The 12781-nt window shown below is 43.0% G+C and carries 16 protein-coding genes; 12 read left to right on the top strand and 4 right to left on the bottom strand.

Features of this window, described 5'->3' with window-relative positions:
- Positions 1-174 precede the first annotated feature (174 nt).
- Genes NSQ50_RS22045 through NSQ50_RS22035 form a run of 3 tightly spaced genes read left to right on the top strand, consistent with a single transcriptional unit; the run spans position 175 to position 3102 of the window.
- Positions 175-1023 (top strand): sugar phosphate isomerase/epimerase family protein, encoded by an 849-nt coding sequence (locus NSQ50_RS22045; RefSeq protein WP_036683033.1) that lies wholly within the window; start codon positions 175-177, stop codon positions 1021-1023.
- Positions 1024-1043: 20 nt separating this feature from the next.
- Complete coding sequence (locus NSQ50_RS22040) at positions 1044-2057, top strand: Gfo/Idh/MocA family protein (RefSeq protein WP_076223579.1); 1014 nt, start codon at positions 1044-1046, stop codon at positions 2055-2057.
- Positions 2058-2088: 31 nt separating this feature from the next.
- On the top strand, positions 2089-3102 hold the full coding sequence (locus NSQ50_RS22035; protein ID WP_076223577.1) for a Gfo/Idh/MocA family protein: 1014 nt from the start codon (positions 2089-2091) through the stop codon (positions 3100-3102).
- A 77-nt stretch (positions 3103-3179) separates the two neighbouring features.
- Here NSQ50_RS22035 and NSQ50_RS22030 read toward each other — a convergent pair whose 3' ends face one another.
- The gene (locus tag NSQ50_RS22030) at positions 3180-3389 is read right to left on the bottom strand and encodes a hypothetical protein (protein ID WP_036683023.1); all 210 of its coding nucleotides are present in this window, start codon (positions 3387-3389) and stop codon (positions 3180-3182) included.
- A gap of 205 nt (positions 3390-3594) precedes the next feature.
- Here NSQ50_RS22030 and NSQ50_RS22025 point away from each other — a divergent pair, with 205 nt between their 5' ends.
- From NSQ50_RS22025 to NSQ50_RS22010, 4 genes are all read left to right on the top strand, one after another.
- Positions 3595-3909 carry a hypothetical protein gene (locus tag NSQ50_RS22025; RefSeq protein WP_076223575.1) on the top strand — a complete coding sequence of 105 codons (315 nt, stop codon included), beginning with the start codon at positions 3595-3597 and terminating at the stop codon, positions 3907-3909.
- A 120-nt stretch (positions 3910-4029) separates the two neighbouring features.
- Positions 4030-4563 (top strand): hypothetical protein, encoded by a 534-nt coding sequence (locus NSQ50_RS22020; RefSeq protein WP_036683019.1) that lies wholly within the window; start codon positions 4030-4032, stop codon positions 4561-4563.
- A gap of 97 nt (positions 4564-4660) precedes the next feature.
- Complete coding sequence (locus NSQ50_RS22015) at positions 4661-5779, top strand: DNA alkylation repair protein (protein WP_038572593.1); 1119 nt, start codon at positions 4661-4663, stop codon at positions 5777-5779.
- The gene (locus tag NSQ50_RS22010) at positions 5776-6348 is read left to right on the top strand and encodes a type 1 glutamine amidotransferase family protein (RefSeq protein ID WP_076223574.1); all 573 of its coding nucleotides are present in this window, start codon (positions 5776-5778) and stop codon (positions 6346-6348) included. The genes NSQ50_RS22015 and NSQ50_RS22010 overlap by 4 nt, the downstream gene beginning before the upstream one ends.
- A 65-nt stretch (positions 6349-6413) precedes the next feature.
- Here NSQ50_RS22010 and NSQ50_RS22005 read toward each other — a convergent pair whose 3' ends face one another.
- Positions 6414-7007 (bottom strand): hypothetical protein, encoded by a 594-nt coding sequence (locus NSQ50_RS22005; protein WP_036683014.1) that lies wholly within the window; start codon positions 7005-7007, stop codon positions 6414-6416.
- 208 nt (positions 7008-7215) lie between these two features.
- Here NSQ50_RS22005 and rnhA point away from each other — a divergent pair, with 208 nt between their 5' ends.
- From rnhA to NSQ50_RS21990, 3 genes are read left to right on the top strand one after another with little or no spacing between them, the layout of a single operon-like run.
- Positions 7216-7872: a ribonuclease H gene (gene rnhA, locus NSQ50_RS22000; RefSeq protein ID WP_076215337.1), complete on the top strand. Its 657-nt coding sequence runs from the start codon at positions 7216-7218 to the stop codon at positions 7870-7872.
- Between the two features lie 43 nt (positions 7873-7915).
- Complete coding sequence (gene ung, locus NSQ50_RS21995) at positions 7916-8584, top strand: uracil-DNA glycosylase (protein WP_036683009.1); 669 nt, start codon at positions 7916-7918, stop codon at positions 8582-8584.
- 30 nt (positions 8585-8614) lie between these two features.
- Entirely contained in the window at positions 8615-9019 is a 405-nt protein-coding gene (locus tag NSQ50_RS21990) for a hypothetical protein (RefSeq protein WP_036683006.1), read from the top strand.
- 110 nt (positions 9020-9129) lie between these two features.
- Here NSQ50_RS21990 and NSQ50_RS21985 read toward each other — a convergent pair whose 3' ends face one another.
- The gene (locus tag NSQ50_RS21985; protein WP_036683003.1) at positions 9130-10239 is read right to left on the bottom strand and encodes an AI-2E family transporter; all 1110 of its coding nucleotides are present in this window, start codon (positions 10237-10239) and stop codon (positions 9130-9132) included.
- A 191-nt stretch (positions 10240-10430) separates the two neighbouring features.
- Positions 10431-10703 (bottom strand): hypothetical protein, encoded by a 273-nt coding sequence (locus NSQ50_RS21980; protein WP_036683002.1) that lies wholly within the window; start codon positions 10701-10703, stop codon positions 10431-10433.
- Positions 10704-10954: 251 nt separating this feature from the next.
- Between NSQ50_RS21980 and NSQ50_RS21975 the strand changes: the two genes are divergently transcribed.
- Both NSQ50_RS21975 and pfkB read left to right on the top strand, forming a co-directional pair.
- Positions 10955-11719 (top strand): DeoR/GlpR family DNA-binding transcription regulator, encoded by a 765-nt coding sequence (locus NSQ50_RS21975; RefSeq protein WP_326046995.1) that lies wholly within the window; start codon positions 10955-10957, stop codon positions 11717-11719.
- Positions 11720-11836: 117 nt separating this feature from the next.
- Positions 11837-12748 (top strand): 1-phosphofructokinase, encoded by a 912-nt coding sequence (gene pfkB / locus NSQ50_RS21970; RefSeq protein WP_076223573.1) that lies wholly within the window; start codon positions 11837-11839, stop codon positions 12746-12748.
- Positions 12749-12781 lie beyond the last annotated feature (33 nt).

Genomic DNA, 12781 nt, shown 5'->3' with positions numbered 1-12781 from the left:
CTCCCATACAGTATAAAATGATTTACTAAATAGACCGGAATCGTGCAAAAAATCTCTTGTTCACCTAAATAAATCTAACTTACAATCTATTATAATATAAATAAATCAAGGATATAAGGGTATTTAGGGCAGGATCTTAAAAGACGGAAAATAACAAATTTGAGGAGGATTCAGATGAAAAAGGGAATAAACATTTGGTCGTTTCGTGAAGGTACTGAGATCGAAGAATGTGCACGTCTGGCTAAAGCGGCGGGGTTCGATGGAATTGAATTGTCTTTGAATGAATCGGGTGAACTTGGCCTGCAAACCACTGAGAAAGAAGCTATTAAGATCAGAAATTCCATTCAGGAGATGGGGTTAGAAATTGCAGGACTGGCGACAGGACTATATTGGTCATATGCCATGACAAGTGAATCCGCGGCGAACCGGACGAAGGCTATCGATGTATGTAAAAAACAATTGGAGCTGGCAGCAACACTTGGCGTAGATACGATTCTTGTCATTCCTGGTGCGGTTGGTGTCGATTTTATTGAGGGCTGTGAAGTAATCGATTATGAAAAAGCTTATGATCGAGCCTTGAAGGCGATCAGTGATCTAGCTCAGGATGCTAAAATGGCGGGTGTTTCTATTGGGATTGAAAATGTGTGGAATAAATTCCTGCTGTCTCCGCTTGAATTACGTTCTTTTATAGATGCTGTAGGCTCCAATTATGTAGGTTCCTATCTGGATGTAGGGAATATCGTTCATTCTGGTTATCCAGAGCAGTGGATACGGATTCTAGGCCATAGAATCAAGAAGGTGCATTTCAAAGATTACCGCCGGGCAGCCGGAGGACTTCATGGATTTGTTGATCTACTTGCTGGGGATGTGGATTATCCTGCTGTTATGGAAGCACTGCAAGAGATCGGCTACAGCAATTATGTTACTGGTGAAATGATACCGCCATATACGCATTATTCGGAGCAAATCATTTTTAATACTTCTGCAGCGATGGATGCTATTTTAGGACGCACTAGTTACTAAGTTTAAGAGAGGTGAAGGCTGTGCTCAGAGTGGGGCTGGTGGGCTTTGGATTTATGGGCCGAATGAACTTTGATCAGTATGTTCAATTGCAGGAAGACGGCCATCCGATTTCTCTGGTTGCCATTTGTGACCCGCAGATTGAAGTCCTTAAACATACTAAATCCGCGGGGAATATGAACACGGCCCACGAGGTATATGATTTATCCCCTTACAATCTTTATGAGAATTTGGAGCATATGCTCGAAAAAGAAGAACTAGATGCTATTAGCCTTGCGGTACCTACGTACTTGCATGCTGAAATGGCTTGTTCGCTGCTGGAACGAGGGTATCATGTGTTCTGTGAAAAGCCGATGGCGAGACATTCCGCAGAAGCTTGGAAGATGGTAGCGGCGGCGCAAAGCAGCGGAAAAAAATTGCTGATTGGCCATTGTCTTCGCTTCTGGCCGGGATATGAATATTTGAAGGGGATCATAGCTAGCGGTGAGTTCGGTGAAGTGACAGAGGCTTATTTTTACCGGGGTTCCGGTGCTCCTAAAGGGTGGCTGGTCAATGATGAGCTAAGTGGTGGCTGTATGCTGGATATGCATGTACACGATACGGACATCATCCATCACTTATTCGGAAAACCGGATAAAGTATCAACGCTTGGGCGGAAGGTTTTACCGGGAAGTGGCTATGATATCGTCTCCACTCATTATTTTTATCAGGATGGAAAAGTGGTCAATGCCCAAGCGGACTGGACACTGGAAGACGACTTTGGTTTTTACATGGGCTATCGGATTAATTTTGAACGGGGGAATGTAGTCTTCGATGGCGCGGAAGTTAAGGTGAATCCTAATTGTCAACCGGGGTTCATTGCGAAGCTTTCTTCGCATACCGGATATTACAGAGAGTTGGTATATTTCTTAAAAGTCATTCAGAACGATGAGCCAGTGACCCTATGTATGCCTGAAAGTGCGGCTCAGTCCATAGAAATCATTGAGGCTGAAATCCAATCGGCTGATCAGGAAGGTACCTGGATACGGATACGTTAAGTGCCATATTTTTAGTAAAGGAGACTTCACGATGTTGAAAATAGGTTTGATCGGTTTTGGATTTATGGGCCGGATGCATTTTGATAATTATGTGCGCTTAACGGAAGAGGGGCAGCCCATTGCCCTTAAAGCCATCTGTGATTTGCGAATTGAGGAATTAAAGGATGGAAAAGCAGCCGGGAATATGAGCACTGCCCAGGAAGTCTATGATTTGTCAGCTTACAATCTATACGATGATCTGGAGAAAATGATAGCCAGTGAGGAACTGGATATGATCGACATTGCGGTTCCTACTTATCTGCATGCGGAAATGACTTGTTCGCTGCTGGAACGTGGATATCATGTATTTTGTGAGAAACCGATGGCCAGAACTTCCGCACAAGCGCTGAAAATGGTGGAGACGGCAGTCCGCTGTGGGAAAAAACTGATGATCGGACATTGTCTCCGTTTTTGGCCGGGGTATGAATATTTAAAAGAAGTGATAGAGAGCGGGCAGTTCGGTCAGGTCACGGAAGGGTATTTTTACAGGGGATCTGGTGCTCCTAAGGATTGGTTTCTTGATGAGACACTAAGCGGTGGAGGCATTATGGATATGCATATTCACGATACGGATATGATTAACTATCTGTTCGGCAGACCGGATAAAGTATCATCCTTAGGACGTAATGTCCTTCCGGGAAGCGGATATGATATCGCATCGACTCACTATTTTTATAAGGATGCAAAAGTAATTAATGCTCAGGTGGATTGGACGCTGGAAGGTGATTTTGGGTTTTACATGGGGTATCGGGTTAATTTTGAACGAGGAAATATAGTGTTTGACGGCAGCGAGGTCAAGGTCAATCCGAATGACAGGGCAGGCTATATAGCGGAACTTTCGCCGGATGTTGGCTACTATAGAGAGCTTGTATATTTTCTGAATGTCATTATCCAGGATAAGCCTATCATTATTTGTACGCCAGAGAGTACAGCGGAGTCTCTAAGAATCGTGGAAGCAGAAATGAAGTCAGCGGATGCTGAAGGCGAATGGATCGTGCTAGATTAGTTGTGTGCAGAGTGAGTAAGGACGTGAGCTGGAAGAGGATCATTCACAATGACCTTTTTCCAGTTCACGTCCTTTTGTCATCGCTGAAATTTGGTATTGTCTCTTGCATAATGGGATACTGATCCGTCATATCTTCTCAGCCGTACTTGTTCATCAGAGAACAGTTCAACAATTCCTGAAGCAACCTCTGAATACATTCCATCAGGATCAAGCTGTAGCGCAGAAATATAGGTTTGGGATAAGGCAGCTATAAAAAAATCAATGTTTTTCACTAGTGTTTGTGGCATGTTATTCCCTCCGGTGACATCTTGTACATGATGATATATTAAACCATAGGAGTTATTTTACCATGATTTATCGTTGAGTTTTAGGAAGAATTCTTTGGTAAAAGTCGAAAATATGAGAAATTTGGTTGAAATTGTATTTAAGATCATCTTTAATGAAACAAAGAGGGGAATTTTACCACTCTAAATAAATTAAGGGGATTACATAATGAAAGACTATGAAGTGCTGGAAATTAACAAAAAGAGTTTTTTTAAAACGACTATCTATTTTATGATCATTCCTACACTGCTATTGTTTATAGTAGGTTTAGGGATGGTGGTGATCGGGCTTATCATTAATGAGACGTTTATGGTTGTTATGGGTATCCCTTATTTGATTATGCCGGTTATTTTGATACTCATTTATGGATTGGTGGGTATGCTGGTAGCGCTGGTATATAACAAGCTGGCGAAGAGATTCGGAGGTCTAGAATTGAAAATAGTGGAGAAAAACCCTCCGGTTGAAGCAAACTATTTACCATAACCCGAAGTTATTAAAGGGCAGGTATTGCGATGATTTCGCTACCTGTCCTTTTTTATCTTTTTAATTTGAAAAGAAACCGGGGAATGGATATGATTTGGATAATGAAAGGATGATTGCCAGATGACGGAACAGACACAAAGAGCCAAGGAGCTGTACATTCAGTTTTTGGGTCATTTTTTAAATATGCATAAAGCAGGAGTGCTTAAGGAGTACAAGAGTTTTGAAATTCCAAGAGAAGTGGAGCTGGAATGGCTGCAGGAATGGGCTACGGAGCACGTCAAGCAGTTGTCGATACGGGACTGGGATGCGATTACGATACTAGAATCCATCTCGCGGAATTATCAGGATAGCTGGATTGTGGAAAAAGTGGCTTCTTTTGCTTCGCGGAATATAATGAGCGCCGATAGTTTGGTTAGACTGATTTATGCGGAAAAAATGCTTGAAATCATTCGTTCTCATAATCAAGTGATCACAAAAGAACTGTTATTTCAAGGATGTAAGGTTGCTGTTCAAATCCTCGAGGATGTAATCTCACAGCCGCTGGTCATTGATCCTGGACACGAACTTAAAGAACATAACCTTAAAGATAAACGTGCGTTAAACAGTCGAGCCCAACAAGGGATTGAAGAGGTAAAGGTACTAATTAATTCTTAGTTGCCAAAGTTGACATACTGTTGTCAAATTGGATGTGCTACGATTTCCTGACAGAATCAAGTTTGCTGATCTAAAGAAGAAAATGAGGGATTATCGAATGGCTGAACCTTTAAAAGCAATGTACAATGAACAATTTCTGCGTGAGTTCGGCGAAAAGATTCGTGGCGTACATAATGTCTTCGAGACAGAGGCATTTGTAAGCTCAGCCATGACTGAACCGTGGGAAACGCTTGAGCTGAAGGCAAGAATGCGGCGGATCACCGAGACGTTGGGCAGCCACTTACAGCTTCCTTATGAGGAAGCGCTGGCTATCCTATTCGCCATTGCTGAGGAATGTGTAGGATTTCCGTATTTAATTTTTCCGGATTTCGTTGAGGTATATGGCCAAGGAGACGAACATTGGGCGTTGTCTATGCAGGCGCTGGAAAGATTCACAGCGAAATCATCGGCTGAATTTGCAGTTAGGCCGTTTCTCTTACGGGAACCAGAACGGATGATGGCTCAAATGCTGGTATGGGCGAAGCACCCTGATGAGCATGTACGTAGGCTGGCTAGTGAAGGCTGTCGGCCTCGTCTGCCTTGGGGACAGGCGCTCCCCATGTTCAAGCTTGACCCAGCTCCGGTATTACCTGTACTTGAGCAGCTTAAGGCGGATACATCCCTGTATGTGCGTAAAAGTGTCGCTAATAATTTGAATGATATTGCGAAGGATCATCCGGAAGTGGTGCTCGATACCGCTCGGCGCTGGAAGGGAACACATCCCGATACAGACTGGATTGTGCGGCACGGCTGCCGTTCTTTGATTCGTAAAGCTGAGCCAGAGATTATGGCTTTATTCGGATACGCAGAGCAGACAGACGAAGCTACTCCACTTATAACGAGTGCTTCAATTCTATTGGAACCTTCTATCCTGACCATTGGCGAAAGCTCTGAATTACAGTATAAGCTTCAAGTTCGTGAGGGAGCTCCGGCACGGATTCGGATTGAATACGGAATCTATTTCGTGAAAGCGGCAGGTCGAACCTCTCGTAAATCTTTTTTGTTATCGGATAAGACCGTACCTGGAGGTACAATTCTGTCAGGTAAACGGACACATCGTTGGGCTGATTTAACAACTCGGCGTCATTATCCAGGAGAGCACCGGATTGTGCTGCTGGTAAATGGGCGAGAAGTGGCGGAAGTGGCGTTAGAACTTAAAGGGAGTGCTAATATATGAAAAAAGAAGTTTTGATGTTTCTATCCAATGGCTACGCTGATTGGGAAAGCGGATATATTAGTGCCGAACTAAATAAGCCGGAGAGTGAATTTAAAGTAAGCACAGTTGCTTTAACTAGCGACAATGTCAAATCTATGGGTGGATTTACTGTTGTACCTGACTATACTTTAGACAGTTTACCTGTTCAGTATGAAATGTTAATTTTAATCGGGGGCACAGGCTGGAAAGATAATTCAGCTATTACTCCAGTGATTGAAAAATGTTTGCAGGAGAGTGTACCTATTGCCGCTATATGTGACGCTACAACTTTTTTGGCTGAAAATGGCTATTTAGACAACATACCGCATACCGGAAATTCATTGGATTATTTAAAACAAAACGCTCCTAATTATAAAGGAGATGCAAATTATATAGAAAAACAGGCAGTTTCGAGTGAACATATCATTACTGCTAATGGTACGGCTGCTTTAGAATTTGCAAGGGAAGTTATGAAGAAGTTAGAGGGTTTCCCAATCGAAACCGTCGAGGGATGGTACAATTTTTTCAAAGATGGTTTTTATCAAGAATAAAAATGTATATAAAAAAGGTGGTCTCAAGTCTTAACGACTTCAGATCACCTTTTTGGGGTTGAAGCTTATTTTTTCACTTCTGTAACACCAGTTACTTTTCCTTGATCGGATGAATTAAAGGTGGATTTATATTGATCGTTTGCGAAGTAGACATTGCCTTCAACGGTTGCGTTCACCAGGGTAAAACCATCCGCTTCTACGTATACATCTCCAATAAAAGTGCCGCCTTGAATACGGGCGTTTTTACTCTTGATGGTCAATTTTGGAGCAGTCAGTTTGAAGGAGTTGGTGATGTTGTGATCCGCATCTTGTGTGTATAGAGCAATTTTTCTGGCGGGTTCCTCTTTATTCATGAATTCTCCATCCACGACGAGATCTTCGGTGAAGGTTAAGTCTTTAAGTGTGGCAGCAATCCAGGTTCCCTCTGGACTGATGGCGCGTTTGAAGGCTTCTTCATTATCTACTACGGAAGCTGAGGTTACAGCATCTGTGGTGTTATTTTGATTATTAGCGGTGCCTGCATTATTAGTGGTACCCGCGTTATTTGTGTTCTCAGGAGTGCTTGTTGCAGTAGCATTATTAGCATTATCTGTTGCATTTCCACATCCGACCATTAACACAAAAGCAAATACCGCAGCAACACTTGCTATCTTTCTCATCTGTATAACCTCCCTAAGTAATTGTACTGATATCCTTCGAGCTTACTATAGAGTGATTAGTTAGTAATTTACCAATCAATCTACAAATGGTAATATAGGCCTGGACATCTCTGGCGTATAGTATGACCTGAAAAATGTGATTTATCCGATGAATTCACGAGCAATATGGATTACAATAAGTACAGGCAGTAGAAAAGGAGCATTATCCATGGCCAAGCAGAAATATTATGTAGTCTGGGAAGGTAAACAACCGGGAGTCTATAGCACTTGGGCAGAATGCCAGGCACAGACAGATCATTATACCGGTGCAAAATATAAATCCTATGAATCCAAAGCAGCAGCTGATGCGGCATATAAAGCGGGCTGGAAGGGGAATTGGGGAACAGGGGCAGCTGGTGCAGCAAAGTCTAAGGGGACAAGTTCTTTTAAACGCAGTGCTACAGTAGAGAACTCTGAGGAGATTGATTACAACAGTATTTCAGTAGATGTGGGGACTCGTGGTAATCCGGGGCCTGTTGAATATAAGGGTGTAGATACACAAACGGGAGATATCATTTTCTCCTGTGGTCCGATCAAAAAGGGCACTAATAATTTAGGTGAATTTTTAGCGATTGTCCATGCCTTGGCGTTGTTGAAGAAAGAGGGAAGCGATAAAACGGTTTACAGTGATTCTGTAAATGCAATGAAGTGGGTGAAGCAGAAGAAGGTGGCAACAACCTTGCCGCGCGATTCTTCAACAGAGGAAATTTGGGTGCTTATTGATCGGGCAGAGCGTTGGTTGCAAACCAATACATATGACAATAAGGTGCTCAAGTGGCACACAAAAGAGTGGGGCGAGATCAAAGCGGATTATGGTCGGAAATAAAAAACTATATCGCTATGGTTTCGGTTAAAGGAGGAGTTTGGGGATGTTTGGCAACGATTGGGATGAGGTATTGCAGGATGAAATGCAAAAGCCTTATTTTTTAAAATTAATGGATGTACTAACAGAAGAATATAAGGAACATACCGTTTATCCGCCAAAAGAATTATTGTTCACAGCATTAAAACTAACGCCTTATAAGGAGACTCGTGTAGTTATTTTAGGTCAAGATCCTTATCATGGTCCCGGACAAGCTCACGGACTAAGCTTCTCTGTCAATCCGGGGGTACGTATCCCTCCGTCACTGCGCAATATTTATGCAGAGCTGAAGGAGGACGTCGGTGTGCCTGTTCCAAACCACGGCTCTTTATTGCACTTAGCAGAGCAGGGAGTGTTGTTGCTGAACACCGTACTGACGGTACGTGAGGGTGAGGCGGGTTCACATAAAGGTCTGGGCTGGGAGACATTCACAGACACCATAATGCAAAAGCTGAATGAAAGAACTACGCCCATGGTATTTATATTATGGGGGAGTCATGCGCAGAAAAAAGGTGCTTTCATCGACCAAAGCCGGCATAAGGTGCTGCAATCACCTCATCCAAGCCCTCTCTCGTCGCATCGTGGATTCTTTGGCAGTCGTCCGTTTTCGAAGGCCAATCAATTTCTAGAGTCGCAGGGTATGGAAGGAATAGATTGGTTCATTCCGGACTTATAATTTATGGAGTGATGCGAAGGGGAGGTAGCTATGAAGCATTGGGTAGGTAAACCCGTTATAATGTACTGCGGAGAGAAACCTTATACCATTATGAAGGGAATCCTGCGCAAATGGGACCTTTCCGCATCGGTGGCGGTCATTGGCCATCAGGAAATTGCTGTGCCGTTTCGGGATATTGTTGTTATTAAGGCTCTGGCTCCAAAAGAAAGAGCGCTGCCTCCAGTTCTCCATTCCGTGGGTTATGTGATGAGGGATCGGCAGCAATTTGACAATGCAGTGTATTTTAAATCGGCGGTCAGCGTCTGGAAAGAGGATCAGCTTATTGCCTTTAATACGATTATTACCTCACATACGAAAGGTTCAGTTACACTTCAGAACGGCCAAAACCTGATGAAGGGCAATCACATCTTTGTAGTTCGTTCTTTACGAGGGTGATTTCAGGAACCTGTAAAGAATAAAAAAGGGTACGACTCCGAGTGATTGGAGACGTACCCTTTTTTATTTTATAGTTAAGCTCCGCCCGTTCACGAAGTAGATTACAACCGTTATAGCTCCTCTTTTTTGATAGGCTCAGCTTCATCTTTACGGTCTGCAATAATAATCTCATACACGCGCAGGAAAACAATTTTTATAATCATATAAACAGGGAGCGCAATAAGAACTCCGATAATACCGTAGAAGTCTCCACCTATAAGGACAAGGATGACCGTAGTCAGTGGATGAACATCCAATGATTTTCCGTAAATAATCGGTGAGAGTACATTATCCTGGATCTGCTGGGCAATGAAAATTATGACTAGAGACCATATGGCCATCGTCGGTGATTCAATGAAACCTACTATTATTACCGGAATCGCTGCTAAGAATGAACCCACATATGGAATGAAGTTAAGAGGCACTGAAATTACGGCGAGTAACAGGGAGTAAGGCAGTCCGATGATAAGGAATCCTATATATAACATAATACCGAGTACGACATTTAGCACCACACGTGTGACGATGAAGCTGCTTAAGGCGCTGTCGATATCTCCAAGCATCTCTTGGCCTTCCTTCCGATATTTTCTCGGAATTAAGCCTTGAAGTTTAGGCGATAGCTTATAGTCATCTTTTAGCATGTAGTACAGAATGATGGGCAAAGTGGCGATTAACACTACAATGCTGGAAACAACGCCAATCAAATTGGACATGGAATTGGTAACCCAGGTAATAGTATCGCTAAGAAATTCTGATAAACGGGCCGCGACGTCAGAATCCCCTTTGAAAAAACGTGACAGTGTCGGATTCTCCCTCAATGCATTGAACTGATCCTGCAAACCTTGCACGAGGTAGGGAGTGTTATCAATAAAGTTCTGAATTTGTTCTTGCAGTGTCGGCCAGACTAGAATCCAGAAGAGAACGAACAAGCCCGCAATCAGAAAATAAATGAGCAGGATGGAGAACGCCCGGTTTAATTTTCTTTTCTCTAGGATTCTTACTAATGGACGCAGCAGGTAGTACATAAACCCTGATAACATCATGGGAACAAGTAATAATTTGAAAATGGCACCTAGTGGCGCGAAGAGAAACATTACTTTGGAGCCTAAGTACAAAATCAGTAAAAAGGCGATAATAGCAAGGCTTGTCCGAAAATACTTCTGTTGTGGCAATAAAAACATCCCCCAAAATTCAAATTTATATCTATGTAGTTTAATAACCCTAATTTACAAGTATTGATTCAAAAGCGTGTAATTCCTTATAGGTAGTTCTTGGCATACCCATATAGAGGTTCTAGTTACAAAGGTTACGCCAAGTAAAAAGATCGCAATATAACAAGGGTATATCACTACTTCGCTGCTTTTTTCGTGGATTATCTTGACTTTCGTTTATGAGATTTTCTAGTGGATAAAGTGAAGATTTCAGGAACTACCTCCTCGCCTCCAGTTTCTTTGGTAACTTGTCTTGCTTTAACAAGAGATAAAAAGGAAAAAATCTCACCTAATGCTACAAGTCCAGCTGCGATGATCTCATAATCCTCAGCGCTAAGTTCTGCGGATTCCACTGGATTAGTGTTATTGGTGGTCCCATTCTTATTAGCATTGCTGTTACCGTTATTTCTCCCACGGTTTCTTCCATTGGCCATTTCTGATCACCCGCTTTTCCCGGTATGTATTATTAATATGTTATAAATGCCGTATATGAGATAGGCAATTGGGATGTAATTTTGCACTGTCTCTTTTTAGCACTTTACATAGGATGAAAACGCTGTTAAAATCATAAACGAGCACAAATGATCAATAACGGTCACATATAATCAATTAACGGTCAAGAAAATTCATAGATGAGCGCAAGGAATTGCACAGGTCGCGCTCTCACATAAAGGAGCGAGCCACGATGATGTTTGAGGAAGAGAGAAAACAAAAAATCATGCTTTTTGTGGAAAAAAACTCAAGAGCTTCTGTACAGGAGCTAAGTCAGGAAATGGGCGTATCCGAGTCTACTGTGCGCCGTGATCTGAAGGAGCTGGAAGAAGCCAAGCTATTAAAGCGTACTCATGGCGGAGCGGTTTCCTTGCAGAGTGTCAATTTTGAGGCGGCTTATCCTGATAAGGAAGATCATTTATTGGATGAGAAGCAACGGATTGCCCGCAAGGCAGTGGAGATGATTCAGGAGGGTGACGCTATACTGCTTGATGCAGGAACAACAACACTGCAGATTGCCAGAGAGCTGAAGAACTTTTCGAATATCAAAGTCATTACGAACTCGATTATGGCGCTGAATGAGCTGCGGGATTGCCGCAATATCGAAGTCTCAATTACAGGTGGTATGCTTCGCCCGGATACGATGGCTTTTGTTGGACCGATGACAGAACGTTCCTTAGATATGGTGAGAGTGGATAAAACTTTTCTTGCTACTAATGGACTGGATTTGCGGGAAGGCATCACAACCCCGAACATGTTAGAGGCAGCTACAAAACGCAAAATGATCGCAGTCGCCAAGCAAGTTATTCTACTGGCAGATCACAGTAAGCTGGGGCAGGTATCCTTTAGCAAGGTTGCTGATGTGACGGAAATGGATCATTGCATTATAGATTCAGGAGCGTCTGACAAATTCATCCGTGAGATCACGCAATTGGGTGTGGATTTCACGCTGGTATAAATTCTATATAGGATAAGCAATTATGAATTACCGTGTGATCGTTTGGAGAAATTACAGATGCCGTATTTTTGATCGGTAATCTATGGCTTAGAAAACCAACATAATTGAGGGATAATCATGATCTATACTGTAACGCTTAATCCTTCCATTGATTATATCGTGGAAGTGGAAGATTTGAGACTGGGTGACTTGAACCGGATGAAACGTGATTTGAAGCTTCCCGGAGGGAAGGGGATTAACGTATCCCGAGTGCTTAAACAGCTTGGGGTTCAGAATAAGGCTATGGGATTCCTTGGGGGCTTCACCGGCCGATATATTGAGGATTGGTTACACGAAGAATCAATTTCAAGCGATTTCGTGTTTGTTTCTGATGATACGCGGATTAACATCAAGCTCAAGCATGGAGAAGAAACGGAGATTAACGGTGTTGGACCCGCCATTCTTGTTCCGGAAGCCGACGCACTATTGCAAAAGCTGGCTGCTCTGAACGCGGAGGATGTAGTGATTTTGTCGGGAAGCGTTCCCCCATCACTGGGTGCAGATTTCTATGACAAGCTTATATCTGTGTGCAAACAGAGTGGAGCGGAATTCGTCATTGACACTACTGGTGCTGCACTTCAAAAAGCGCTGGCGTATCAGCCATTGCTGGTTAAACCGAACCATCATGAGCTTGCAGAGCTATTCGGCGTAACAATAGACACGAGGGAAGAGATTATTACTTATGGACGCAAGCTGCTGGATGCAGGAGCGAAACATGTACTGGTTTCCATGGCGGGTGAAGGGGCTTTGTTCATTACGGAGCAAGGGGTATACCACGCCAACGCACCAAAAGGTAAAGTGAAAAATTCTGTAGGTGCAGGGGATTCCATGATCGCTGGTTTTGTAGGGACACTGTCTTTGACAGGAGACTTGTTGGAGGCGTTCCGTGCAGGCGTTGCCTCGGGTAGTGCAACCGCATTCTCTGATGATTTAGCGGACAGAGAATTCATTGAACAGCTGAGACCGCGGATCCAAATCTCAGAAGTGTAAGCCGACAGCATTCAAAGTACTTAAGGGAGTTGA

Origin of the sequence: Paenibacillus sp. FSL R10-2788 (genome assembly GCF_038003885.1) — a bacterium.
Classification (GTDB): Bacteria; Bacillota; Bacilli; order Paenibacillales; family Paenibacillaceae; genus Paenibacillus_AQ; species Paenibacillus_AQ odorifer.
The sequence above is the reverse complement of the archived record's forward strand: the minus strand, read 5'-3'. Positions and strand labels throughout refer to the sequence as shown.

Excerpts from the sequence above, each read along its gene's own strand:
- NSQ50_RS21980 (WP_036683002.1), bottom strand. The coding sequence starts at position 10,703 with ATGGCCAATGGAAGAAACCGTGGGAGAAATAACGGTAACAGCAATGCT.
- NSQ50_RS22045 (WP_036683033.1), top strand. The coding sequence starts at position 175 with ATGAAAAAGGGAATAAACATTTGGTCGTTTCGTGAAGGTACTGAGATC.
- NSQ50_RS22005 (WP_036683014.1), bottom strand. The coding sequence starts at position 7,007 with ATGAGAAAGATAGCAAGTGTTGCTGCGGTATTTGCTTTTGTGTTAATG.
- rnhA (WP_076215337.1), top strand. The coding sequence starts at position 7,216 with ATGGCCAAGCAGAAATATTATGTAGTCTGGGAAGGTAAACAACCGGGA.
- NSQ50_RS22030 (WP_036683023.1), bottom strand. The coding sequence starts at position 3,389 with ATGCCACAAACACTAGTGAAAAACATTGATTTTTTTATAGCTGCCTTA.
- NSQ50_RS22020 (WP_036683019.1), top strand. The coding sequence starts at position 4,030 with ATGACGGAACAGACACAAAGAGCCAAGGAGCTGTACATTCAGTTTTTG.
- NSQ50_RS22035 (WP_076223577.1), top strand. The coding sequence starts at position 2,089 with ATGTTGAAAATAGGTTTGATCGGTTTTGGATTTATGGGCCGGATGCAT.
- NSQ50_RS22025 (WP_076223575.1), top strand. The coding sequence starts at position 3,595 with ATGAAAGACTATGAAGTGCTGGAAATTAACAAAAAGAGTTTTTTTAAA.
- NSQ50_RS21975 (WP_326046995.1), top strand. The coding sequence starts at position 10,955 with ATGATGTTTGAGGAAGAGAGAAAACAAAAAATCATGCTTTTTGTGGAA.
- NSQ50_RS21990 (WP_036683006.1), top strand. The coding sequence starts at position 8,615 with ATGAAGCATTGGGTAGGTAAACCCGTTATAATGTACTGCGGAGAGAAA.
- NSQ50_RS22010 (WP_076223574.1), top strand. The coding sequence starts at position 5,776 with ATGAAAAAAGAAGTTTTGATGTTTCTATCCAATGGCTACGCTGATTGG.
- NSQ50_RS21985 (WP_036683003.1), bottom strand. The coding sequence starts at position 10,239 with ATGTTTTTATTGCCACAACAGAAGTATTTTCGGACAAGCCTTGCTATT.
- NSQ50_RS22015 (WP_038572593.1), top strand. The coding sequence starts at position 4,661 with ATGGCTGAACCTTTAAAAGCAATGTACAATGAACAATTTCTGCGTGAG.
- pfkB (WP_076223573.1), top strand. The coding sequence starts at position 11,837 with ATGATCTATACTGTAACGCTTAATCCTTCCATTGATTATATCGTGGAA.
- ung (WP_036683009.1), top strand. The coding sequence starts at position 7,916 with ATGTTTGGCAACGATTGGGATGAGGTATTGCAGGATGAAATGCAAAAG.